Below are 22,480 nucleotides of genomic sequence, written 5' to 3' on the forward strand. Positions count from 1 at the left end.
GGTGAGCGCCCCACCGGCCCAGTTGATCATCACGGTGGAGGCCGGTGCCCAGGTCACCCGGCGCAGCGCACCGGCGGGGACTGCCGGTGCGGGGGGTCCGGCGGACGGAGCCGTCGGCCGGGGCGGCGGGTCGGTCGGGGGTGTCGGCCGGGGTGGTGCAGCGGTGGGGGACGCAGGCCGGGGTGGTGCGTGGGCCGGGATCTCCGGTCGGGCCGGGGCGCCGGTCGAGATCGTCGGCTGGGCCGGCCCGTGGCCGGTCGACGAGCGGTGGTGGGACCCGGTCGAGGCGTGTCGGCGGGCCCGTTTCCAGGTCAGCCTGGCCGACGGCAGCGCCCTGCTGCTCGCCGTCGAAGCCGGCCGGTGGCTCCTGGAGGCGGTCTATGACTGAGGCAGAAGTGAATCCTGGTGCGTTCCGTCCCCTGGGAGGGCATCCCCTGGGAGGGCCGGAACGTACCAAGATCTCGGTGGGTGGGGTGGGACGGTGAGTTTCCACAATCCTCGGCTGCCCTGGTCGGAGTTGGAGCGGGTGCTCTCCGGGCGTACCGGGGAGGGTGAACGGCACCTGCGGGTGGTGGATCCCCTCGCGGTCGACGCCGACGGCGGCGACTCGCCGGCCTGGAGCCGGAGCCGGGAGCAGTACCGTCCGCCCGAGCTGGCCCGCCCCGACGGTGTGGTGCCGTACGCCGAACTGCACGCGCACACCAACTTCAGCTTCCTCGACGGGGCCAGCCATCCCGAGGAGCTGGCCGAGGAGGCGGTCCGGCTGGGGTTGACCGCGCTCGCCGTCACCGATCACGACGGCTTCTACGGCGTGGTGCGCTTCGCCGAGGCGGCCCGCGCGCTGGACCTGTCGACGATCTTCGGGGCGGAGCTGTCCCTCGGCCTGCCCGGTCCGCAGCAGGGCGTACCCGACCCGCACGGCAACCACCTGCTGGTGCTGGCGCACGGCCACGAGGGGTACGCGCGGCTGGCCACGACCATCGCCCGGGCCCAGTTGCGCGGCGGGGAGAAGGGCCGTCCGGTCTACGGCGAACTGGAGGAGGTGGCCGCCGACCTGCGCGACCACGTGCTGGTGTTGACCGGCTGCCGCAAGGGGCACGTGCCGTCCGCCCTGCTCACCGAGGGGATGGACGCGGCGGCCCGGGAGCTGGACCGGCTCACCGCGCTGTTCGGCGCGGAGACGGTGGCGGTGGAGCTGACCGACCACGGTCACCCGGTCGACGGCGACCGCAACGACGCGCTGGCCGAGCTGGCCGCCACCGCCGGGCTGCCCACGGTCGCCACGAACAACGTGCACTACGCCACCCCCGGGCGGCGTCGGCTGGCCACCACCCTCGCCGCCGTGCGGGCCCGGCGCAGTCTGGACGAGATCGACGGTTGGCTGCCCGCCGCGGGCACCGCCCACCTGCGCAGTGGTGCCGAGATGGCGGCGCGCTTCGCCGCGTACCCGGGGGCGGTGGCCCGGGCCGCCGAGTTCGGTGCGGAACTCGCCTTCGACCTCCAGCTCGTCGCGCCCCGGCTGCCGGCGTACCCGGTGCCGCCGGGGCACACCGAGATGAGCTGGCTGCGGCACCTCACCGAGGCCGGCGCGCGGGAACGCTACGGCCCGCGCGAGGCGCACCCGCAGGCGTACGCGCAGCTCGACCACGAGCTGAACATGATCGAGGAGCTGGGCTTCCCCGGCTACTTCCTGGTGGTCTACGACATCGTCGACTTCTGCCGGCGGGCGGACATCTACTGCCAGGGCCGGGGCTCGGCGGCGAACTCGGCGGTCTGCTACGCGCTGCGGATCACCAACGTGGACGCGGTCCGGCACCGGCTGCTGTTCGAGCGCTTCCTGGCGCCGGAACGCGACGGCCCGCCCGACATCGACGTGGACATCGAGTCCGACCGCCGGGAGGAGGTCATCCAGCACGTCTACGCCCGGTACGGGCGGGAGCACACCGCCCAGGTGGCCAACGTGATCTCCTATCGGCCCCGGTCGGCGGTGCGGGACGTGGCCAAGGCGTTCGGTTTCTCGCCGGGCCAGCAGGACGCGTGGAGCAAGCAGATCGACCGGTGGGGCGACGTGGCCACGGTGGACGTGCCGGAGATCCCCGAGCAGGTGATCGCGTACGCCAACGAACTGACTGGTGGCTCGGGGAGGTGGGCGGGCTTTCCCCGGCACCTGGGCATCCACTCCGGCGGCATGGTGATCTGCGACCGGCCGGTGATCGAGGTCTGTCCGGTGGAGTGGGGCCGGATGCCCGGCCGCAGCGTGCTCCAGTGGGACAAGGACGACTGCGCCGCCGTCGGCCTGGTCAAGTTCGACCTGCTCGGCCTGGGCATGCTCTCCGCGCTGCACTACGGGTACGACATGATCGGGATGAGCCTGGACCTCGGCGACATGTCGCTGGAGGACCCGGAGGTCTACGACATGCTCTGCCGGGCCGACTCGGTCGGGGTGTTCCAGGTGGAGAGCCGTGCCCAGATGGCCACCCTGCCCCGGCTGCGCCCCCGGACGTTCTACGACCTGGTGGTCGAGGTGGCGCTGATCCGGCCCGGCCCGATCCAGGGCGGCTCGGTGCACCCGTACATCCGGCGCAAGAGCGGGCAGGAGGAGGTGACCTTCCCGCACCCGCTGATGCGCAACGCGCTGGAGAAGACGCTGGGCGTACCGCTGTTCCAGGAGCAGTTGATGCAGCTCGCCATCGACCTGGCCGGGTTCGACGCGGCCGGGGCCGACGAGTTGCGCCGGGCGATGGGGGCCAAACGGTCGGTGGAGCGGATGGCGAAGATCGCCGACCGGCTCTATCGGGGCATGGCCGAGCGTGGCATCACCGGGGAGCTGGCCGACGACGTCTACCGCAAGCTCACCGCGTTCGCCAGCTACGGCTTCCCGGAGAGCCACGCGATGAGCTTCGCCTACCTGGTCTACGCCAGTTCCTGGCTCAAGCGCTACCACCCGGGCCCGTTCCTGGCCGCGCTGCTCAGCGCCCAGCCGATGGGCTTCTACTCGCCGCAGACCCTGGTCGACGACGCCCGCCGGCACGGCGTGGAGGTACGCCGCCCGGACGTCAACGCCAGCGGCGCGAAGCCGGTGCTGGAGTCCACCCCGCAGACCCGCTGGGGCAGCCGGCCCGGTGAGCCGCCGCACGCCTGGGGGCTGGGCGGTCCGGCCGTACGGCTGGGGCTGTCCAGCGTGCGTACGCTCGGCGATCCGGTGGCCGAGCGGATCGAGGCGGAACGGACGGCGCACGGGCCGTACCGCGACATGCCGGATCTGGCCCGGCGGGTGGGGCTGACCGCAGCTCACCTGGAGGCGCTGGCCACCGCGGACGCCTTCGCCTGTTTCGGGCTGAGCCGGCGGCAGGCGCTCTGGGCGGCCGGCGCGGCGGCGCAGGACCGGCCGGATCGCCTGCCCGGCACGGTGACCGGCGCGACGGCACCCACCCTGCCCGGCATGGAGGAGGTGGACCGGCTGGTCGCCGACGTGTGGGCCACCGGCCTGTCCCCGGAGCACCACCCGGCCCGGTTCATCCGTCCCCGGCTGGACGCCCTGGGCGCGGTGCCGATCGACCGGCTGGGGCGGGTGGAGCCGGGCCGCCGGATCCGGGTCGGCGGGATCGTCACCCACCGGCAGCGCCCGGCGACCGCAGGCGGGGTCACCTTCCTCAACCTGGAGGACGAGACCGGCATGCTCAACGTCACCTGCTCGCCGGGGCTGTGGCAGCGGCACCGGCGGGTGGCCCGGACCAGCGCCGCGCTGGTGGTGCGCGGGCTGTTGCAGCGGCACGAGGGAGTGGTCAACCTGGTCGCCGACCGGCTGGACGCGATCGAGCCCCCGGTCAGCCCCGCGTCCCGCGACTTCCGCTGACCAACCCGCCGCCGACGGCGTGCCTCGCCGCACATGATCGGCCGGGCAGGCCCTAGGCTCGACCGGGTGGAACAGACCCCGAATCCGGCCGGGCCGCCGCTCACCCCCCGTACCGCCGTGGTCTGGTCGGTGCTCCGCGCCGAGTTGGACCGTCGGCCCGCCGCCGAGCTGACCGTGCTCGACGTCGGCGGCGGCACCGGTGGCTTCGCCGTGCCACTGGCCCGGGCCGGGCACCGGGTCACCGTGGTCGACGCCAGTCCCGACGCGCTGGCCGCGCTCAGCCGCCGGGCCGCCGAGGCCGGGGTGGCGCAGCGGGTACGCGCGGTGCAGGGCGACGGGGACGCCCTCGCCGGACTGGTCGAGCCGGCCAGCGTGGACCTGGTGCTCTGCCACGCCGTCCTGGAGGTTGTCGATGACCCGGTGCCGGTGGTGGCCGCGCTGGCCGGGGCGCTGCGGCCGGGCGGTGCGGCCAGCGTGCTGGTCGCCGGGCGGGCGGCGGCGGTGCTCGGCCGGGCGATGAACGGCCACCTGGACGTGGCGACGACGCTCGCCGCCGACCCCGACGGCAGCGCCGGCCCCCGAGACACGCTGCGGCGACGCTTCGACGCCGACGGCGCCACCGCGCTACTGGCCGCCGCCGGGCTCGCCGTCGAGGAGATCCACGGCGTACGCGTGCTCGCCGACCTGCTGCCCGCGGCCGTGGCGGACGGCCAGCCGGGCGCCCTGCTGGAGCTGGAACGGGCGTTGGCCGCCCGGCCGCCCTGGCGGGATCTGGCGGCGCAACTGCACCTGTTCGCCCGCCGTCCGGCATGACCGGCATGACCGGCCCGGGCGGGTCGGCGTGGGAACCCTCGGTGTTAGGAGGGGTCCCCTCCTATGCACCAGGCGTTAACAAGGTGCCCTTCCTTACACCCGTCGCGCCGGAGTACGGCGGGGGGAGCCTCGCCGACGTGCTGCCCAGCGCGCTCGCGGTGCTCGGCGTGCCCGGTGCCGTCGACCTGCTCGGCCTCGGCGTCGACCTGCCCGGTGTACGCCGGATCGCGGTGCTGCTCGTCGACGGGCTCGGGTGGTACCAGATCCCGACCGCCGCGCCATACGCGCCGACCCTGGCCGGGCTGACCGCGGCGGCCGGTCGGCCACTCACCTGCGGCTTCCCCTCCACCACCCCGGTCAGCCTGGTCACCCTGGGTACCGGGGCGGCGCCCGGCGCGCACGGGGTGCTCGGCTTCACGCTGCGGGTGCCCGGCACCGAGCGGGTGCTCAACCACATCGAGTGGTCCGGCGACCCGTCGCCGCTGCGCTGGCAGCCGGTCGCCACCCAGTTGCAGCGGGCCCGGGCCGCCGGGGTGGCGGTGACCGTGGTCAGCCGGCCGGAGTTCGGCGGCAGCGGGCTGACCCTGGCCGCGAACCGGGGCGGTGACTACCGGGGCGCGGCCGGGGTCGACGCGGTGGCCGCCACGATGCTGACCGCGCTGACCGCCGGGCGCGGCCCGACCCTGGTCTCCGGCTACCACCCCGACGTGGACCGCGACGGGCACCTCAGCGGCGTCGACTCGGCGCCCTGGCGGGCCTCGGTGGCCGAGGTGGACGGGATGCTGGCCCGGTTGGTGGACGGGTTGCCGCCGGACGGGGCGTTGCTGGTCACCGCCGACCACGGCCAGCTCGACGTGCCCGCGGAGCACCGGTTAGACCTGGACACCGACCCCCGGTTGACCGACGGGGTGCGGGTGGTCGCGGGTGAGCCCCGGGTGCGGTACCTGCACACCGCGCCGGGTGCCACCGCCGACGTGGTGGCGGCCTGGTCGGCCGTGCTCGGCGACGCCGCCCGGGTGATGGTGCGGGACGAGGCGGTGGCCACCGGCTGGTTCGGGCCGGTGCCCGAGGCGCACCTGGAGCGGGTCGGCGACGTGGTGGTGGTCTGCAACGACACGTACGCCGTGCTGGCCAGCCGGTCGGAGAGCCCGATGGTGTCCCGGCTGGTGGCCTTCCACGGGGCGGACACCGCGGCCGAGATGACGATTCCGCTGCTGGTGCTGCGGGGCTGACCGGCCGTCTGCGTCCCACCCCCGGGTTAACCTGCCGGGGTGGGACGCAGCCAGTCGTTGCCCCGGGGCGGCGATCCCCGGTTCGGGCCGGACTCCGACGACGCCGGCTGCTCGATCCTGCACGTCGACATGGACGCCTTCTTCGCCTCGGTAGAGGTGCGGCACCGGCCGGAGTTGCGCGGAAAGGCCGTCGTGGTCGGCGGGGTCGGTCCGCGCGGCGTGGTCAGTTCGGCCAGCTACGAGGCCCGGCGGTACGGCGTCCGCAGCGCGATGCCGACGATGCGGGCCCGGGCGCTCTGCCCGCACGCGGTGTTCCTGCCACCGGACTTCAGTCGCTACTCGGCCGCCTCGCGGGCGGTCATGCAGATCTTCCGGGACGTCACGCCGCTGGTCGAGCCGCTCTCCCTGGACGAGGCGTTCCTGGACGTCGCGGGGGCCCGGCGACTGTTCGGCCCGCCGGCCGCGATCGCCCGCCGGATCCGCGAGCGGGTCGCCGCCGAGCAGGAGCTGACCTGTTCGGTGGGGGTGGCGTCGAGCAAGTTCGTGGCCAAGCTCGGGTCGACCCGGGCCAAGCCGGACGGCCTGCTCGTGGTCCCGGCCGCGCAGGTCCTCGACTTCCTCCATCCGCTGCCGGTGGCCGCTCTGTGGGGAGTGGGGGAGCGGGCCGAGCAGAGCCTGCTGCGGCTCGGGCTGCGGACGGTGGGCGACCTGGCCCAGGCCCCGCCGGGGATGCTGCGGACCGCGGTCGGCGCGGCGGCGGCCGCGCACCTGCACGAGTTGGCGTGGGGGCGCGATCCGCGTCGGGTCAGCCCGGAGCACGCGGAGAAGTCGATCGGCGCGGAGGTCACCTTCGACGTCGATGTCCGAGATCCGACCGAGATTCGGCGCACGCTGCTGGGGCTCGCCGAGAAGGTCGGTGCCCGGCTGCGCGCTGCCGGGCAGGTGGGACGCACCGTGTCACTCAAGGTGCGGATGGCCGATTTCCGCACGGTGAGCCGGTCGCGCACCCTCGACGTGCCCACCGACGTGGCCCGGGAGATGTTCGACACGGTCTGGTCGCTCTACACCGCTCTGGCACCGGGTGAGCGGATTCGCCTCGTCGGCGTACGGGCGGAGGGTCTGACGTCGGCGGACGAGACACCCCGGCAGCTCGCGCTCGGTGCGCCCGAGCGGGGCTGGCGCGAGGCGGAGGTCGCGGCGGACGCCGCGGCTGCCCGATTCGGGCGGTCCGTCATAGGACCGGCCAGTCTTCTCGGTGGGCGTGATCCCCGACGAAATGAAAATCCGACGCGGCCGTAGGTCGTCCCGCTTTCCGACGCGCGAGGGCCCTCGTAGACTTGCGGGTAAGCAGCCGGTTGGCTGCCACGGTCTGTCGGTCCGACCGGACCGACCAACGTGACCGGGGAGGAGTGCCGTGCCGCTCTCGGAGCACGAGCAGCGGCTGTTCGAGCAGATCGAGCGGTCGCTTGCCGAGGACCCCAAGTTCGCCTCGGCCGTGCGCGCCAGCGACCCGCGTTTCCACGCGCGGCGTCGCCTGCTCGTCGCTGCCGGCGTGATCGTCGCTGGCCTGGCGTTGTTGGTCTATGGCGCGGTGATCAAGACTCCGCCGTTGGCAGTGGCGGGATTCGTTGTCATGCTGGCCTCGGCCGCGTTCGCGGTGCAGTCGCACCGTCGGGCGCAGTCACCGGACCTGCACGTCGTCGGAGGCACGGCGAGTCGTCGCCGGTCCCGGGGACGGTCCGGCCGCCGGTCGGGGGGTTTCCTCGACCGGATGGAGGACCGGTGGCGTCAGCGCCCGGAGGGGCACCGCTGACCCGCTGTTCCTGACGGCGGGACATCCGTCCCGGACCTGACCGGTCCGGGGCGTTCCGGCGTGCGACGGACGTGTTCGTCCGGGTGCCCTTCGGGGTGCCCAGGGCGAGGGCTGCGACGTGGCGCGCTGAGCGCTGCCCAGCGGGCGGTGACAGAAGACCACGCGGCGTGCAAAGACCCGCGGCGGCAGAAGACCACCCGGCGATGTAAGGCCATGTCCGCGAAGGAAGAACCACGACGGGCCGGGTACCGGTGGACATCCACCGGTACCCGGCCCGTGCCGTCGTGCCCCGGTCCGGGCGGCGGTCAGCGACTCGCGCGGTTCGCGATCAGCCGACGCGGACTGAACCGCAGCAGCCGGTGGCGTACCTGACCGCCGGAGTTCACCAGCCGCGACGAGGTGTCCGCCACGGTGGTGCGCCAGCGTTGCAGCACCGACGGCGGCAACATGGTCGCCATCAGTCGGGTACGCCGGTCGGCCCGCTCGGCCAGCGCACCGCGTACCGTCCGCAGGGCCGTGGGCAGCGGCTCGCCGGTCAGCGGGTCGCGCGCGTACCGGGCCCGCTCCTCGGCGCGGCCGAGCAGACGGGCCGCCGTGCCGGCCCCGGTGTCCGGTGCGAGGGCCTCCCGGACCAGCCGGTCGGCGGTCGCCCGGGGGGTCTCCGTCCGGTCCACCCGGATCCGGTAGTCGACCAGGGTGTCGAGCAGTTCGTCCCAGGCGGCGTGTGCGTCCGCCCGTGCCCGGTCCGGGTCGGCGCCGACCGTCATCGCCGGTCGGTGCTCCCCGGTGGCGGTCGCCTCCGACGCGTCGACCGTCCGGACCACCGGCGCGGGTCGACCTCGCCGGTGGCGCAGCGCGAGTCGGCGCAGCGCCGGCACGGCGAGCAGGGCCAGCAGGGCGAGTACGCCCACGGCGAGCAGCCAGGGCCAGCGCGGCGCCTGCTGGGTGGGCGCGCCCGGGGCGGCGCCGAGGGCCGGGTCGTCGCCCTCCTCGAACTGGTTCGGCCCGGCGTCCGGTCCGGCCGACGGGTCGTCCGCGTCGGGCGCGTCCGTGGGGTCGGTCTGCGGGGTGTTCTCCTCCGGGGCGTCGACGTCCGGCGCCCAGGCGGAGCGGGCCGAGCCCGGCACGCCGTAGGTCGGGGTGGCGTCGAAGGGCACCCACCCGATCTGGTCGAAGTACACCTCGGTCCAGGCGTGCAGGTTCCGGTTGGTCAGGGTGAGCGTGTCAGCGGTACGCCGGCTGCCGTTGGTGAACCCGAAGGCCACCCGGGCGGGGATGCCGGCGTCGCGGACCATCCAGGCCAGCGCTGCCGCGTACTGCTGGCAGTAGCCGGCCTTGTTCTCCAGGAAGTCGAGGATCTCCTGCCCGCTGGTGCCCTGCTCGGTGCTGAGCTGGTAGGTGAAGCCGTTGTCCTCGGAGAAGTAGTCGTAGATCGCGCGCACCTTGTCGTACTCGGTGCGCTGGCCCCGGATCAGGTTCGCCACCAGGGCCCGCACCTCGGGCACGTCGGGGGTGACGGTCTGCTGGACCCGCCGGGGATCGTCGGCGGACAGCGCCCGGACCGAGCGCAGGGCCTGCGGCGTGTACGTCGAGCGGACGTAGTCGAACGAGTACGACTTCTCCCGGGAGTTCTCCCGGTTCGAGAAGACCACCTGCAGGTCCTGGTCGTAGAACCAGTTCCGGTCCAGGTCGGTGAAGTCGACCGGCTCGGCGTACACCGGCAGCAGCGGCATGGCCAGGGCCCGGGTCACCTCCACGGTGGCCCGGTGCCGGGTCCGCTCGACCCCTCGTACCTGCTGGTCCGACGGGTCGGGCAGTTCACCGGTGACCCGGCCGCCGTTCGGACCGCGTACCCGGAAGCCGTCGCCGCGTAGCTCGTCGGCGACGCCGAAGCGCAGGTAGAACGGATTCTCCTCGGTGGTGGTCACCGTCACCAGGTCGGTGGTCTCGGACTGGTTGAGCGTGCCGCTGAGCGCGGCGAACAGGTCGACCCGGCCGGGGGAGCCGCCGAAACCCTGCCCGCCCAGACCGTTGCCGACACCGGAGTTCAGGTTGCTCATCAGACCGGAGGTCATGCCCGGTATGGCCAGCGGCACCAGGACGGCCAGCGCCAGGCCCACCACCGCCAGTCGTCGTCCGGCGGCGGCCAGTGGGGACGCCTCCCAGACGTCGACGTCGCGGCCGTCGCCGGTGAACCGCCGGCCGAACCGCCGGACCCGGTCGACGTTGTCGGTGACCAGCAGCCAGAGGAAGCCGGCGGCTCCGATGGCGAACGGCAGCGGCGGGACGCTGTCCACGTAGACCGCCACCGGCACCGAGTAGATGGCCAGCATCGGCAGACCGGCCAGGGCGGGCCGTCGCAGCCCGACACAGAGCACGTCCACCAGCACCGCGACCCCGCCGACGCCGAGCACCGTGATGAACAGCAGCGGGTCGGTGTCGGGCACCTTCACGCCGTGCGAGCGCATGTCGTCGACCGAGGTGCTGAGCAACTCGGCGAAGTGCCCGAAGGTGGCCGGCGTGGGCAGCACCGCGAGCAGTTCCTCGCCGCTGGGGAACAGCCAGGTCAGGGCCAGGGCGAGGCCGGCGACCATGGCCAGGATCTGGGCCCACAGCGGGGTCCGGCCGAGCCGGGCCAGGGCCGCCGCGGCGGCCACCGCGGCCACCGCGATGACCGACTGCACCAGCCAGGTCCACTGTTGGAAGATGGCCGACAGGGGCGCGGCGGCGAGCAGGGTCGCGGCGGCGGCCACCAGACCCAGGTTCCGATGGGCGATCATGAGGGGGACCTTCCGTTCATCGCACGCCGCCGGCCACCGTCTCGGCCATCGCGGCCCGCAGGGCGAAACCCTGCGAGCCCCGGCCGGCCTGCGGCCAGAGCGCCGGCAACCGGCCGCCGTGGTCGACGCCGATCACCCGCCAGCCGGACTGCATCAGGGCCAGCGCGGCGGTGTCGTGTGCCTGGTCGGCCTCGGTCCGGGCCGGCGCCGGCAGGTTCAGCCAGGCGGAGCTGTCCAGCAGGAAGCAGACGCAGGTGGCGCCGTTGGCCCGCAGTCCGGCCAGCACCTCCGCCTCGGCGGTGCTCAGCGACCCGAAGACGCCGATGATCAGGCCGCCGTCGGAGCGCTGCCGGACGTGTTGCACCAGGGTGGTGATCTCGACGCGTTGGTCCAGCCGGACCTCCGCGAGCTGGTCGAGCAGCAGACCGTCACCGGCGCCCTCGGTCGCGTTCACGTCCGCGCCGGAGCCGGTGACCAGGCGCAGCTTGTAGCCGGCCTGACGCAGGTGCACGGCGATGCTGGCGGCGGCCGAGACCGCCCACTCGAAACTGGCCGTCGGGCCGTCGCCCTGGTGGCCGTACGCGCGGGTGTCCAGCAGGACGGTCGCGCGGCTCTCCCAGGGCTGTTCCTCCCGGCGCACCATCAGCTCCCCGGTGCGCGCGGTCGACTTCCAGTGCACCCGGCGCAGGTCGTCGCCGCGCCGGTACTCGCGGGTCGCCGCGTCGTCCTCGCCGTGCACCGCCACCGAGCGGGCCCGGCTCTCGCCGCTGCCGGCGTACTCACCGGGCAGCCGCACCGCCGGCAGCGGCACCACCTGCGGCACCACGGTCAGCGAGTCGGTGCCCGGGAAGGCCCGGCTCAGTTCGCACAGCCCGAACGGGTCGGTCATCCGGACCACCAGCGGCCCCACCTCGTACCGGCCGCGCACGTCGGCCCGCACGGTGTACGCGACCGAGCTGGCCTGGTGCGCGCCGAGCCGTTCCAGCACCACCCGGGGCCGGCTGCCGAGCGCGTACGGCAGTCGGTCCTCCAGCAGCAGGGTGCCGGTGGGCAACCGGGACAGGTTCTGCAACCGCAGCACCATCCGGGCGGTGGCGCCGACCGGCACCCGGTGCGGGTCCAGCGAGCGGTGACAGGCCAGCTTGTAGCGGCTGCGGCCGACGTAGAGCGCGGCGAGCAGCGGGAGGACGGCCAGCAGCACGGCCACCCGCAGCAGGTCCTTCTCGCCGAGGATGCCGGCGGAGACGGCGGCCGCCAGCGCGGCGGCCAGGAAGGATCGACCGCGGGTGGTCAGGCCGCGGAGGCCGTCACGCACGTCACGGCCTCCGGGGTTCGAACGGGGCCCGACCGTTGCCGTTGCCGTTGCCGGCCGGCGGCCGGGTGTCGTACGGCGAGCGCTGGCGGTCGTGCGGCAACGGCAACCGGTGCACCAGGTCCGCCACGATCGCGTCGGTGGTACGCCGGGCGAGCTGGGCGTCGGCGGTGGGGATGAGCCGGTGCGCCAGGACCGGTACGGCGAGTACCTGGAGATCGTCGGGCAGGACGTAGTCGCGCCCGTCGAGGGCGGCCACCGCGCGGGCGGTGCGCAGCATTTGCAGGGTGCATCGCGGGGACGCGCCGAGCCGCAGGTCGGGTGCCTCGCGGGTGGCGGTGACCAGGTCGATCGCGTACTGCTTGACCGCGTCGGCGACGTGCACCTGCCGGACGTGACCGATCAGCCGGCGCACGGTGTCGGCGTCGGAGACCGGGCGCAGCGCCGGCAGCGGGTCCACCGCGCCGTGGGCGTCGAGCATCGCCAGCTCGGCGCTGGGGTCGGGGTAGCCCATCGCGATCCGGGCGGTGAAGCGGTCCCGCTGCGCCTCCGGCAGGGGGTACGTGCCCTCCATCTCGATCGGGTTCTGGGTGGCGATCACCATGAACGGGGTCTGCAACTGGTACGTCACCCCGTCGACGGTGACCTGCCGCTCCTCCATGCACTCCAGCAGCGCGGACTGGGTCTTCGGCGAGGCCCGGTTGATCTCGTCGCCGACGACCAGGTTGGCGAAGACGGCACCCGGCCGGAACTCGAAGTCGTGCGTCTCCTGGTTGTAGACGCTGACGCCGGTGACATCGCTGGGCAGCAGGTCGGGGGTGAACTGGATGCGGCGCACGGAGCAGTCGATGGAGCGGGCGAGGGCCTTGGCCAGCTTGGTCTTGCCGACGCCGGGCACATCCTCGATGAGCAGATGACCCTCGGCGAGCAGGACGGCCAGAGCGAGCCGCACGGTGGCGGTCTTGCCCTCGATGACCTGTTCGATGTTGGCCACGATGGCGTCGCTCGCTGCGCGGAACTCGTCGTGCGGCAGCAGTCCGCCAACTTCGTCCCAGGTCTGTTGTGTCACGGGCCTCCTCCTCGTCGCTGTCACGGCAGCTCTGTATAGAGCACCTGGACCCGCCGTTGGGTTCGCGACGTGCGAGCCTCGTCTGCCGCAGCAATCTCATTGGCCTCTCAGGCTAACCATGTTTCTCGCCAACGCCGACCGGCGCAGGTGTTTGGGTGCTTAGAGGGCTATTTGTCGTTCACACAGCGCATGTCGTCGGTTCTGCCGGGTAAGCGGCGCCGGACGCCCCGACACCTGACCGAGGAGGGACATGCGCGACCGGACGCAGACCCCGTGGGGCCGTCCCGGCCCGGGGGTGTCCGGCGACCGTGCCACCGGGCGTTGACATGGAGACGGCACCGGCATCCGAGGTGCTCCCGGCCGGGCGGGCGGCGTCGTGATCCTCGCCGTGACGCTCGCCTGGCAGCTCGGGCTGGCGGCCTGCGTACCGCTGCTGACCCGGCGCCTCGGGCGGAACGCCGGCTACCCGCTGGCCGTCGGCTACCTGGTCGCGGCCGGACTGCTGCTCACCCGGCTGCCGACGATCCTGGACGACCGGTACGTCACCCTCGGCTGGCGGTGGCTGCCCGGCCTCGGAGTCGACGCCGCGCTGCGGATGGACGCGCTCGGCCTGGTCTTCGCGCTGCTGGCGCTCGGCGTCGGCGCGCTGATCATGGCCTACTGCCCGCGCTACCTCAACGTCGACGACGACGGGCAGGAGCGGGTGTACGCCACCATGACCCTGTTCGCCGCCGCGATGCTGGGCCTGGTGCTCGCCGACGACCTGCTGGTCCTCTTCGTCTTCTGGGAGCTGACCTCCATCCTCTCGTTCGTCCTGATCGGACAGGGCGGACGCCCGGCGGCCACCGGCCCGGCCGTGCAGGCGCTGCTGGTCACCGTGGCCGGCGGGCTCGCCCTGCTGACCGCGATCGTGTTGCTGGCGGTGCAGACCGGCACCACCAGCCTGGAGACGATCGTCGCCGAGCCGGAGCGGCTGCACGGTGGCACTGCCTGGGCGGCCGGGGCCCTGATCGTGCTCGCCGCGATCACCAAGTCGGCCCAACTGCCGTTCCACTTCTGGCTGCCCGGCGCGATGGTGGCGATCACCCCGGTGAGCGCGTACCTGCACGCGGCGACGATGGTCAAGGCCGGTATCTACCTGCTGATGCGCTTTTCCGCCGTGTTCGGCGGCACGGTGGTGTGGGACGTCACACTGATGTCGGTCGGGCTGCTCACCGCGATCGTCGGCGCGCTGCTGGCGCTGCGGCAGTACGACCTCAAGGCGCTGCTGGCGTACTCGACCGTCAGCCAGCTCGGGCTGCTGGTCGGCGTGATCGGCGTGGGCACCCCGGCGGCCGACGCGGCGGCGATCCTGTACACCGTCGCGCACGCGTTGTTCAAGGCGACGCTGTTCATGCTGGTCGGCATCATCGACCACCAGGCGGGCAGCCGGGACGTCCGGGAGCTGTCCGGCCTGCACCGGGTGATGCCGGTGACGGTCTGGCTCACCGTGCTGGCCGCGATGTCGATGGCGGGGTTGCCGCCGACCATCGGGTTCGTCGGCAAGGAGGCGATCTTCGAGGCATTCGGCGATGCACACGGCGTCGGCCGGCTGGGCTGGGTCGCCGCCGGGCTCGGTGTCGTCGCCTCGGTGCTCACCTTCGCGTACGCGGCCCGCCTGGTGCACGGGATGGTCGAGGGGCCGACCCGGCAGCGGCGCCTGCGCGAACCCTCCTGGGCGTTCCTCGCCCCGGCGGCGGTCGCCGCGGTGACGGCGACCGTGCTCGGTCCGGCGGTCTCGGTGCTGAGTCCACTGGTGGAACGCGCCGCCGACGCGGCCCGGCCGGAGGGCACACCGCCGTACCTGGCGTTCTGGCACGGCTTCACGCCTGCCCTGGGCCTCAGCGCCGCCACCGTGCTGCTGGGCACGGTGATGTTCCTCGGCCGGGTCCGGGTGGACCGGCTGCTGCGGGCCGTACCCACCACACCGCCCTTCGCCGAGCTGGTCGAACGCGGCCGGCGACGGTTGCTCCGGGTCGGCGCGCTGGTGGCCCGCCCGGCGCACGCCACCGGCCCGGCGCCCTTCCTGGTCCGCCCGCTGCTGGCGGTGGTGGTGCTGGCGGCGGGGGCCGCGCTGCTGGCCGACGTCGCGCCCCTGCCACACGTCGACCCGGCCCGCCCCGGCGACTGGCTGCTGGTCGGCCTACTCGTCACGACGCTCGCCGGTCTGCTGACGGTGCGGTCCGCGCTGGCCGCGATCGGGCTGACCGGGGTGGTGGGTCTGCTGCTGTCGGCCTGGTTCCTGACGGTCGGCGCACCGGACGTGGCACTGACCCTGATGCTGGTCGAGGTGCTGACTGCGGTCGTCGTGATGCTGGCCCTGCGCCAGCAGCCGGACCGGCTGGTCCCGGTCGGGCGGCGCTGGTCGGTGACCGCCGCCGCCGCGCTCGCGGTGGTGACCGGTGTCGCCTCGGCGGCCGGCACCGCCGTGCTGACCGGCCGGGGCGAACCGTCCGGCCCGGGACGGTGGTACCTCGACCGGGCGGAGGAGTTGACCGGCGGCGCGAACGTGGTCAACACCATCCTGGTCGACTTCCGCGCCCTGGACACCCTGGGCGAGGCGGTGGTGCTCGCGGTGGTGGCTCTCGGGCTCGTCCGGCTCGGCGGTGACCGCCCGGCCCGGCCCGACGTCGGCGACCCGGCCGACGACGATGTGGTGCTCGCGTTCGCCTACCGGATGCTGGCACCGGTGATGCTGGTCGTCTCGGCGCTGCTGTTCCTGCGCGGGCACGAGGCCACCGGCGGCGGATTCATCGGGGCGCTGCTCGCCGGCACGGCGGTCGGGCTCGGGCAACTGGCCCACCCTGGCGGCGCGCCCCTGCTGGGCCGGTTGCCGGCGGTGCCGCTGGTGGCCGCCGGGTTGCTGATCGCCGTCTGCGCCGGGTCGGCCCCGCTGGCCGTCGGCGAACCCCTGCTCACCCCGCTCGGCCTGAGCACGCCCGGCCCGCTGCCGACGCTCTCCACCGCGCTGGTGTTCGACCTCGGCGTCTACCTGATGGTCCTGGCGCTGGTGGTGGCCGCCGTCCGGCGGCTCGGGCTGCCCGCCGGCGCCCCGCCCGCCGCCGCCCCGCCCGTCGGCGCCGCCCGATGAGCGCCGCCGTGCTCGTCGGCACGCTGGTCGCCGCCGGGGTGTTCCTGCTGGTCCGGCCCGGACACCTGCGCGTGGTGCTGGGCTTCGTCCTGCTCGGGCACGCGGTCAACGTGCTGCTGCTGGCCGCCGGCGGGCTCGGCCGCCGCACGGCACCGGTCCGCGAGGTGGGCCCGGACACGGCGGACCCGCTGCCGCAGGCGTTCGTACTGACCGCGATCGTGATCACCTTCGGGGTCACCGTGCACCTGCTGGGCCTGCTGCGGCGCGGCTCCGCAGACCCGGACGCCGACGCCGACGGTCCCGGTGGGGTCATCGACCCGGACGGCCCGGGCGAGACCGACGCCGACGAGCGCGCCGGGGACGGCGACCCCGAGGGCGGCCCGGCACCGACCGGACCGGACGGGGGCCGGCGGTGACCCTGCTGCTCCTGTTCCCGGTCGCCGGGCCCCTGCTGGTGGCCGGTGGGCTGATCGCCCTGCCGGGTCGGCTCCGGACACACCGGGTCGCCGCACTGGTGACCACCGTCGCCGTGCTGGCGGCGGGCGTGTCGCTGCTGGTGACCACCACCGTCGCCGGGGACATCCCGGTGCTGAGGGTCGGCGGCTGGCCGCCACCGGTGGCCATCAGCCTCGCCGCCGACGCGTTCGGCGCCTTGCTGGTCACCGTGTCGGCGGTGGTGGTGCTCGGCTGTCTGGTGTCGGCCGTGGGCTCCGGCGACGACCGCCGCCCGTACTTCCTGCCGCTGGTGCTGGTGCTCTCGGCCGGGTCGTACGGCGCGTTCCTCACCACCGACCTGTTCAACCTGTTCGTGCTGATCGAGGTCATGCTGGTGCCCTCGTACGTGCTGTTGAGCCTCGCCGGAGGCATCGGGCGCGGCGGCGCGGGCCGGGTGTACGTGTCGACGAACCTGCTCGGCTCCACCCTGCTGCTGTGCGGGGTGGCGTTGGTCTACGGCACCACCGGAGCGGTCGGACTGGGAGACCTCGCCGGGGCGGCCCGCGACGAGCCGGCTGTGGCGGTGGCCGGCGGGGTGGTGCTGCTAGCCCTGGGCGTCAAGAGCGCGCTGGTCCCGGTGCACGACTGGCTGCCCCGCACCTATCCGGTGGCCTCGCCGGTGGTGGTGGCGCTCTTCTCCGGCCTGCTGACCAAGGTGGGTCTCTACGCCGTCATCCGGATCTACGCGGTGGTGTACGGCGGCGACCCGGCGTACCACTGGCTGCTCGGCCTGGTGGCGCTGCTGTCGATGGTGGTCGGCGTGCTCGGCGCGGTCGGCGAGGGTTCGATGCGCCGGATCCTCGTCTTCCACATGGTCAGCCAGATCGGCTACGTGCTGCTCGGCGTGGCACTGTTCACCGCCGCGAGCCTGGCCGCGGCGGTGTACTACCTGGCCCAGTACGTGCTGGTGAAGGCGGCGCTACTGCTCTGCGCGGCGGCGGTACGCGCCGGCCGGGGCACCGACCGGCTGGACGGCACCGGTGGGCTCGCCGTGCAGCGCCCCGCGTTGGCCCTTGCCTTCGCCGGTGCGGCGCTGTCGCTGGCCGGCCTGCCGCCGTTCTCCGGCTTCCTGGCGAAGTTCCTGTTGCTGCGGGCCGCCGCCGAGGTCGACGCGTGGTGGGCGATGACGGTGGCGGTGCTGGTCAGCCTGGTCACCCTGCTCTCCATGCTGAAGATCTGGAGCGCGTTGTTCACCGGTGAGCCGGCCACCGACGCGGTCACCGGCCGGATCGGGCGGTTGCTGGTCGCCCCGCCGCTGGCCCTGGCCGTGCTCTCGCTGGTCGCGGGGCTGGCCGCGCAGCCGCTGCTGACGGTGGCGGACACGGTGGCGGACGGACTGCGCGACCCGGCCGGCTACGTGCGGGCGGTGACCGGGCGATGAGCGCGACACCGGCGCTGGCCCGCCGGACGGTGGTTCGCCTGGGCCGGATCCTGCGGTTCACCGGCTACTTCGCGGTCCGGCTGGTGCAGGCGAACCTGGCCGTGGCATGGGAGATCCTCACGCCGGGGTCGCGACTGGAACCGGCGGTGGTGCGGGTGCCGCTGCGGGCCGGCACCGACGTCGAGGTCGCCGCGGTGGCCCTGGCGGTCAGCCTGACCCCGGGCACGCTGACCCTGGCGATCCGGCGGAAGCCGGCGACCCTCTGGGTGCACGGCGTGTACGCCGCCGACCCGGTCGCGTTCCGCCGCGAGGTCACCGAACTGGAGTGGCGGGTGCTCGCCGCGATCCGCCCGGCCACGCACCCGGCCGGCGACGGTCGACCCGACGACGACGGCTCCTCCGACGACGGTGGTCCGTCCGAGAACGACCCGCCCGAGACGTGGAGGCCGCGATGATCCTGCTGGACGTGGTGCTGGTGGTGCTGGCATGCGCGATGGCGGTGGTGATCGGCCGGCTGGTACGCGGACCGGCCGACGCCGACCGGGCCGCCGCGCTGGACCTGGGCTTCTTCGTCTTCCTGGCCGCCCTGGCGGTGCTCGCCGCCCGGCTGGACGCGCCGGACCTGCTGGACCTGGTGCTCACCGGGACGCTGGTGAGTTTCCTGGCCACGGTGGCGATGGCTCGACTGGTGCACCGGGGGCAGCGGTGATCCGCACGGTACTGGCCTGGGCGCTGCTGCTGCTCGGCACCGTCCTGATCTCGATCAGCGCGGTGGGCCTGGTCCGCCTGCCCGACGTCTACCACCGGATGAACGCGGTCGCCAAGGCGGCCAGCCTCGGCCTCAGTTGTGTGCTGCTCGGCGTGCTGCTGCTGATCCCGAGCGTGCGTACCGCCGTGGTGGTGCTGGTGGCGGTCGGCCTGCAACTGTTCACCGCCCCGGTGGGTGGCTACGCGCTGGCCCGCGCGGCGTACCGGGCCGGTGCGCCGCTGGCCCCGATCACCCGCTACGACGAGCTCGACGGCCGGGTCGGCGACGGTCGCCCCGACACCGGCTGACGGGGTACTGGGCGGCAGTGCCCGAGGGGTCGCGGTACACTGCCGGTCATGGCCGGAGTCTTCCTGCTTCTTACCGAGCCGTGCTGACGCGCTGACAGGCGCGACAGCACGGCGGCCCCTCCTGTGCGAGGGGCTTTTTCGTGCCCGCCGAGGCCCGGGGCGGGCCGCCGAGCACGGACACGAGACCAGCCAGCACGGAGAAGACCCCGCCGGTCGACGCGAGGAGAAGGCCATGACCGAGGCAGCTACCAACGACACCCCACCGTTCCGGTACACCGCCGTGCTGGCCGACGAGATCGAACGCCGCTGGCAGGATCACTGGGAACGCGAGGGCAGCTTCCACGCGCCGAACCCGTCCGGCCCGCTGGCCGACCCGGCCCACCCGCGCTCCGGCGCGGAGAAGCTGTACGTGCTGGACATGTTCCCGTACCCGTCCGGCGCGGGGCTGCACGTCGGGCACCCGCTGGGCTACATCGGCACCGACTGTTACGCCCGCTACCAGCGGATGGCCGGGCGCAACGTGCTGCACGCGATGGGCTTCGACGCGTTCGGCCTGCCCGCCGAGCAGTACGCGGTGCAGACCGGCACCCACCCCCGGACGACCACCGTGGCCAACATCGAGCGGTACCGGGAGCAGTTGCGGCGGCTGGGGCTGGCCCACGACCAGCGGCGCTCGGTGGCCACCATCGACACCGACTTCTACCGCTGGACGCAGTGGATCTTCCTGCAGATCTTCAACTCCTGGTACGACCGCGAGGCCGGTCGGGCCCGCCCGATCAGCGAGCTGATCGCCGAGTTCGCCGGGGGTACCCGGCGTACTCCGGACGGTCGGCCGTGGGCCGAGCTGTCGTCCGCCGAGCGTCGCGCGATCGTCGACGACCACCGCCTGGCGTACGTGTCGCAGGCGCCGGTGAACTGGTGCCCCGGTCTGGGCACGGTGCTGGCCAACGAGGAGGTCACCGCCGACGGCCGCTCCGAGCGCGGCAACTTCCCGGTCTTCAAGCGCAACCTGAAGCAGTGGATGATGCGGATCACCGCGTACGGTGACCGGCTGCTGGACGACCTGGACAAGCTGGACTGGCCCGAGCCGATCAAGCTGATGCAGCGCAACTGGATCGGCCGGTCCACCGGTGCGCACATCGACTTCCCGACTCCGACCGCGCCGATCCGGGTGTTCACGACCCGGCCGGACACCGTCTTCGGGGCCACCTACATGGTGCTGGCGCCCGAGCACGAGCTGGTCGACGCGCTGGTGCCGGCAGCCTGGCCGGAGGGGACCCGGGACGCGTGGACCGGCGGGCACACCGGCCCCCGGGTGGCCGTCGAGGCGTACCGGAAGTCGGCCGCTGCCAAGACCGACGTCGAGCGGCAGGCCGACACCAAGGAGAAGACCGGCGTCTTCATCGGCGCGTACGCCACCAACCCGGTCACCGGCGGGCAGGTGCCGATCTTCATCGCGGACTACGTGCTGGCCGGCTACGGCACCGGCGCGATCATGGCGGTACCCGCGCAGGACGAGCGGGACTGGGAGTTCGCCGATCTCTTCGAGCTGCCGATCGTGCGTACCGTGCAGCCGCCGGAGGGCTTCGACGGCAAGGCGTACACCGGGGAGGGGCCGGCGATCAACAGCGCCGCGCCCGACCGCGACCTGGACCTGAACGGACTGGGGGTGGCCGACGCCAAGGCCCGGATCATTGCCTGGCTGGAGTCCACCGGCGCCGGTCAGGGCGCGGTGACCTACCGGCTGCGGGACTGGCTGTTCAGCCGGCAGCGGTACTGGGGCGAGCCGTTCCCGATCGTCTACGACGCCGACGGCGCCGCCATCGCGCTGCCGGAGGAGATGCTGCCGGTCGAACTGCCCGAGGTGGACGACTTCTCGCCGCGCACCTTCGACGCGGACGACGCCGACAGCGACCCGGAGACGCCGCTGTCGCGCCGCCGCGACTGGGTCGAGGTCGAGCTGGACCTGGGTGACGGGCCGAAGCGGTACACCCGGGAGACCAACGTGATGCCGCAGTGGGCCGGCTCCTGCTGGTACGAGCTGCGGTACCTGGACCCGACCAACGAGGGGCGGTTCGTCGACGCGGACAACGAGCGGTACTGGATGGGGCCGCGCGGCGAAGGCGACTGCGGTGGCGTCGACCTGTACGTCGGCGGCGCCGAGCACGCCGTGCTGCACCTGCTGTACGCCCGGTTCTGGCACAAGGTGCTGTTCGACCTGGGGCACGTGTCGTCGTTCGAGCCGTTCCGCAAGCTGTTCAACCAGGGCTACATCCAGGCGTACGCGTACACCGACGCCCGGGGCGCGTACGTCCCGGCCGAAGAGGTCGTCGAGCGTGACGGCGACTGGTTCCTGGGCGACGTCCAGGTCAACCGCGAGTACGGCAAGATGGGCAAGTCCCTGAAGAACATCGTCACCCCGGACGAGATGTGCGCCGCGTACGGCGCCGACACGTTCCGGGTCTACGAGATGTCCATGGGGCCGCTGGAGGTGTCCCGCCCGTGGGAGACCCGGGCGGTGGTCGGCTCGTACCGGTTCCTGCAGCGGGTCTGGCGGGCGATCGTCGACGAGCAGACCGGCGAGTCGCGGGTCACCGACGCACCGGCCGACGAACAGACCCGCCAACTGCTGCACCGGGTGATCGACGGCGTCCGGGGCGACATGGAGGGCATCCGGTTCAACACCGCGATCGCCAAGCTGATCGAGCTGACCAACGCGGTGACCAAGCTGGCGACGACCCCGCGCGAGGTGGCCGAACCGCTGGTGCTGATGGTCGCGCCGCTGGCCCCGCACATCGCCGAGGAACTGTGGCGGCGGCTGGGCCACCAGACCTCCCTGACGTACGCGGACTTCCCGGTCGCCGACCCGGCGCTGCTGGTCGCCGAGACCGTCACCTATCCGGTGCAGGTCAACGGCAAGGTCCGGGGCCGGGTCGAGGTGCCGGCCGACGCCGCCGAGGACGACGTCCGGTCCGCCGCGCTGGCGGCGGTGGCGGGTGCGCTGGCCGGCAAGGAGCCGCGCAAGGTCATCGTGATCCCCGGCCGGATGGTGTCCGTCGTCGCCTGACGCTGTTGGTGTAAGGAAGGGTCCCCTGCTAACGCCTCGTGCATAGCAGGGGACCCTTCCTAACATTCAAGCGGCGTGCTCGGCGGTTACCCGAGCCCACCAGCAAGGTATGCCGGCGTGTGCGGTGCGAGCCCGTGCTGCGGCGGGGACCCGTGGCGCCACGTTGGCGGGAAGAAGACGTGGGTGGTACGAAGGCGGCGTCGTCGAGTTCCTGAGCAGAGAGACGCATCGCACCGAGCCCGGCGAGGACGCTGTGGCGCGCTGGTCGGCCTCACCCGATGACCCGGGGTGCGGCGAGACGTGGCAATGCCGTGCTCGATCCGGGTTCGAGTGGTCTCGTGGCGGCACCGAGGCCACTCGATCGGGGATCGAGCGTGATCATGGAGCGCGATGCGGCGAGGGCGGGGGCGCGGCACGACCGCACTTGCTGAGTTGTTAGGAGGGGTCCCCTGCTATGCACGAGGCGATAGCAGGGG

The 22,480-nt window shown here is 73.5% G+C and carries 14 protein-coding genes and 1 pseudogene; 12 read left to right on the forward strand and 3 right to left on the reverse strand.

Features of this window, described 5'->3' with window-relative positions:
• The first annotated feature begins 481 nt into the window (after window positions 1-481).
• The 5 genes from ACWDVW_RS27080 (at window position 482) to ACWDVW_RS27100 (ending at window position 7,714) form a co-directional block, all read left to right on the forward strand.
• Window positions 482-3,856, forward strand: a complete 3,375-nt coding sequence (locus tag ACWDVW_RS27080) for an error-prone DNA polymerase (RefSeq protein ID WP_449954187.1) — start codon at window positions 482-484, stop codon at window positions 3,854-3,856.
• Between the two features lie 33 nt (window positions 3,857-3,889).
• Window positions 3,890-4,669 (forward strand): methyltransferase domain-containing protein, encoded by a 780-nt coding sequence (locus ACWDVW_RS27085; protein WP_449954189.1) that lies wholly within the window; start codon window positions 3,890-3,892, stop codon window positions 4,667-4,669.
• A gap of 5 nt (window positions 4,670-4,674) precedes the next feature.
• Window positions 4,675-5,901, forward strand: a complete 1,227-nt coding sequence (locus ACWDVW_RS27090; RefSeq protein ID WP_449954220.1) for an alkaline phosphatase family protein — start codon at window positions 4,675-4,677, stop codon at window positions 5,899-5,901.
• 39 nt (window positions 5,902-5,940) lie between these two features.
• A complete protein-coding gene (locus tag ACWDVW_RS27095) occupies window positions 5,941-7,200 on the forward strand; it encodes a DNA polymerase IV (RefSeq protein ID WP_449954192.1) in 1,260 nt (419 codons plus the stop codon).
• A gap of 115 nt (window positions 7,201-7,315) precedes the next feature.
• The gene (locus ACWDVW_RS27100; protein ID WP_131056765.1) at window positions 7,316-7,714 is read left to right on the forward strand and encodes a DUF3040 domain-containing protein; all 399 of its coding nucleotides are present in this window, start codon (window positions 7,316-7,318) and stop codon (window positions 7,712-7,714) included.
• A gap of 305 nt (window positions 7,715-8,019) precedes the next feature.
• Here ACWDVW_RS27100 and ACWDVW_RS27105 read toward each other — a convergent pair whose 3' ends face one another.
• From ACWDVW_RS27105 to ACWDVW_RS27115, 3 genes are read right to left on the reverse strand one after another with little or no spacing between them, the layout of a single operon-like run.
• Entirely contained in the window at window positions 8,020-10,494 is a 2,475-nt protein-coding gene (locus ACWDVW_RS27105) for a transglutaminase TgpA family protein (protein ID WP_449954195.1), read from the reverse strand.
• A 16-nt stretch (window positions 10,495-10,510) separates the two neighbouring features.
• The gene (locus ACWDVW_RS27110; RefSeq protein WP_449954198.1) at window positions 10,511-11,809 is read right to left on the reverse strand and encodes a DUF58 domain-containing protein; all 1,299 of its coding nucleotides are present in this window, start codon (window positions 11,807-11,809) and stop codon (window positions 10,511-10,513) included.
• A 1-nt stretch (window position 11,810) separates the two neighbouring features.
• Entirely contained in the window at window positions 11,811-12,875 is a 1,065-nt protein-coding gene (locus ACWDVW_RS27115) for an AAA family ATPase (protein WP_449954201.1), read from the reverse strand.
• 376 nt (window positions 12,876-13,251) lie between these two features.
• On the opposite strand from ACWDVW_RS27115, the gene mbhE reads away from it, so the two are divergent.
• From mbhE to leuS, 7 genes and pseudogenes are all read left to right on the forward strand, one after another.
• Window positions 13,252-16,005 (forward strand): hydrogen gas-evolving membrane-bound hydrogenase subunit E, encoded by a 2,754-nt coding sequence (gene mbhE, locus ACWDVW_RS27120; protein ID WP_449954204.1) that lies wholly within the window; start codon window positions 13,252-13,254, stop codon window positions 16,003-16,005.
• Window positions 16,002-16,307, forward strand: a pseudogene (locus tag ACWDVW_RS27125) (sodium:proton antiporter); the annotation flags it as partial. The gene mbhE and the pseudogene ACWDVW_RS27125, both read left to right, overlap by 4 nt.
• Before the next feature lie 110 nt (window positions 16,308-16,417).
• On the forward strand, window positions 16,418-17,881 hold the full coding sequence (locus ACWDVW_RS27130) for a monovalent cation/H+ antiporter subunit D family protein (RefSeq protein WP_449954207.1): 1,464 nt from the start codon (window positions 16,418-16,420) through the stop codon (window positions 17,879-17,881).
• Window positions 17,878-18,336, forward strand: coding sequence for a Na+/H+ antiporter subunit E (locus ACWDVW_RS27135; RefSeq protein WP_449954209.1), 459 nt, complete (start codon window positions 17,878-17,880; stop codon window positions 18,334-18,336). The genes ACWDVW_RS27130 and ACWDVW_RS27135 overlap by 4 nt, the downstream gene beginning before the upstream one ends.
• Window positions 18,333-18,590 carry a monovalent cation/H+ antiporter complex subunit F gene (locus ACWDVW_RS27140; RefSeq protein WP_449954212.1) on the forward strand — a complete coding sequence of 86 codons (258 nt, stop codon included), beginning with the start codon at window positions 18,333-18,335 and terminating at the stop codon, window positions 18,588-18,590. The genes ACWDVW_RS27135 and ACWDVW_RS27140 overlap by 4 nt, the downstream gene beginning before the upstream one ends.
• Window positions 18,587-18,937 (forward strand): monovalent cation/H(+) antiporter subunit G, encoded by a 351-nt coding sequence (mnhG, locus tag ACWDVW_RS27145; RefSeq protein ID WP_449954214.1) that lies wholly within the window; start codon window positions 18,587-18,589, stop codon window positions 18,935-18,937. The genes ACWDVW_RS27140 and mnhG overlap by 4 nt, the downstream gene beginning before the upstream one ends.
• 232 nt (window positions 18,938-19,169) lie before the next feature.
• Window positions 19,170-22,004 (forward strand): leucine--tRNA ligase, encoded by a 2,835-nt coding sequence (gene leuS / locus ACWDVW_RS27150; protein WP_449954217.1) that lies wholly within the window; start codon window positions 19,170-19,172, stop codon window positions 22,002-22,004.
• Window positions 22,005-22,480: the final 476 nt, after the last annotated feature.

Source organism: Micromonospora sp. NPDC003241, assembly GCF_053589795.1.

Bases quoted from the DNA above. Each gene is read 5' to 3' on its own strand.
- ACWDVW_RS27135 (WP_449954209.1), top strand. From the start codon at position 17,878: ATGAGCGCGACACCGGCGCTGGCCCGCCGGACGGTGGTTCGCCTGGGC.
- ACWDVW_RS27085 (WP_449954189.1), top strand. From the start codon at position 3,890: ATGATCGGCCGGGCAGGCCCTAGGCTCGACCGGGTGGAACAGACCCCG.
- ACWDVW_RS27090 (WP_449954220.1), top strand. From the start codon at position 4,675: ATGACCGGCCCGGGCGGGTCGGCGTGGGAACCCTCGGTGTTAGGAGGG.
- ACWDVW_RS27105 (WP_449954195.1), bottom strand. From the start codon at position 10,494: ATGATCGCCCATCGGAACCTGGGTCTGGTGGCCGCCGCCGCGACCCTG.
- leuS (WP_449954217.1), top strand. From the start codon at position 19,170: ATGACCGAGGCAGCTACCAACGACACCCCACCGTTCCGGTACACCGCC.
- ACWDVW_RS27140 (WP_449954212.1), top strand. From the start codon at position 18,333: ATGATCCTGCTGGACGTGGTGCTGGTGGTGCTGGCATGCGCGATGGCG.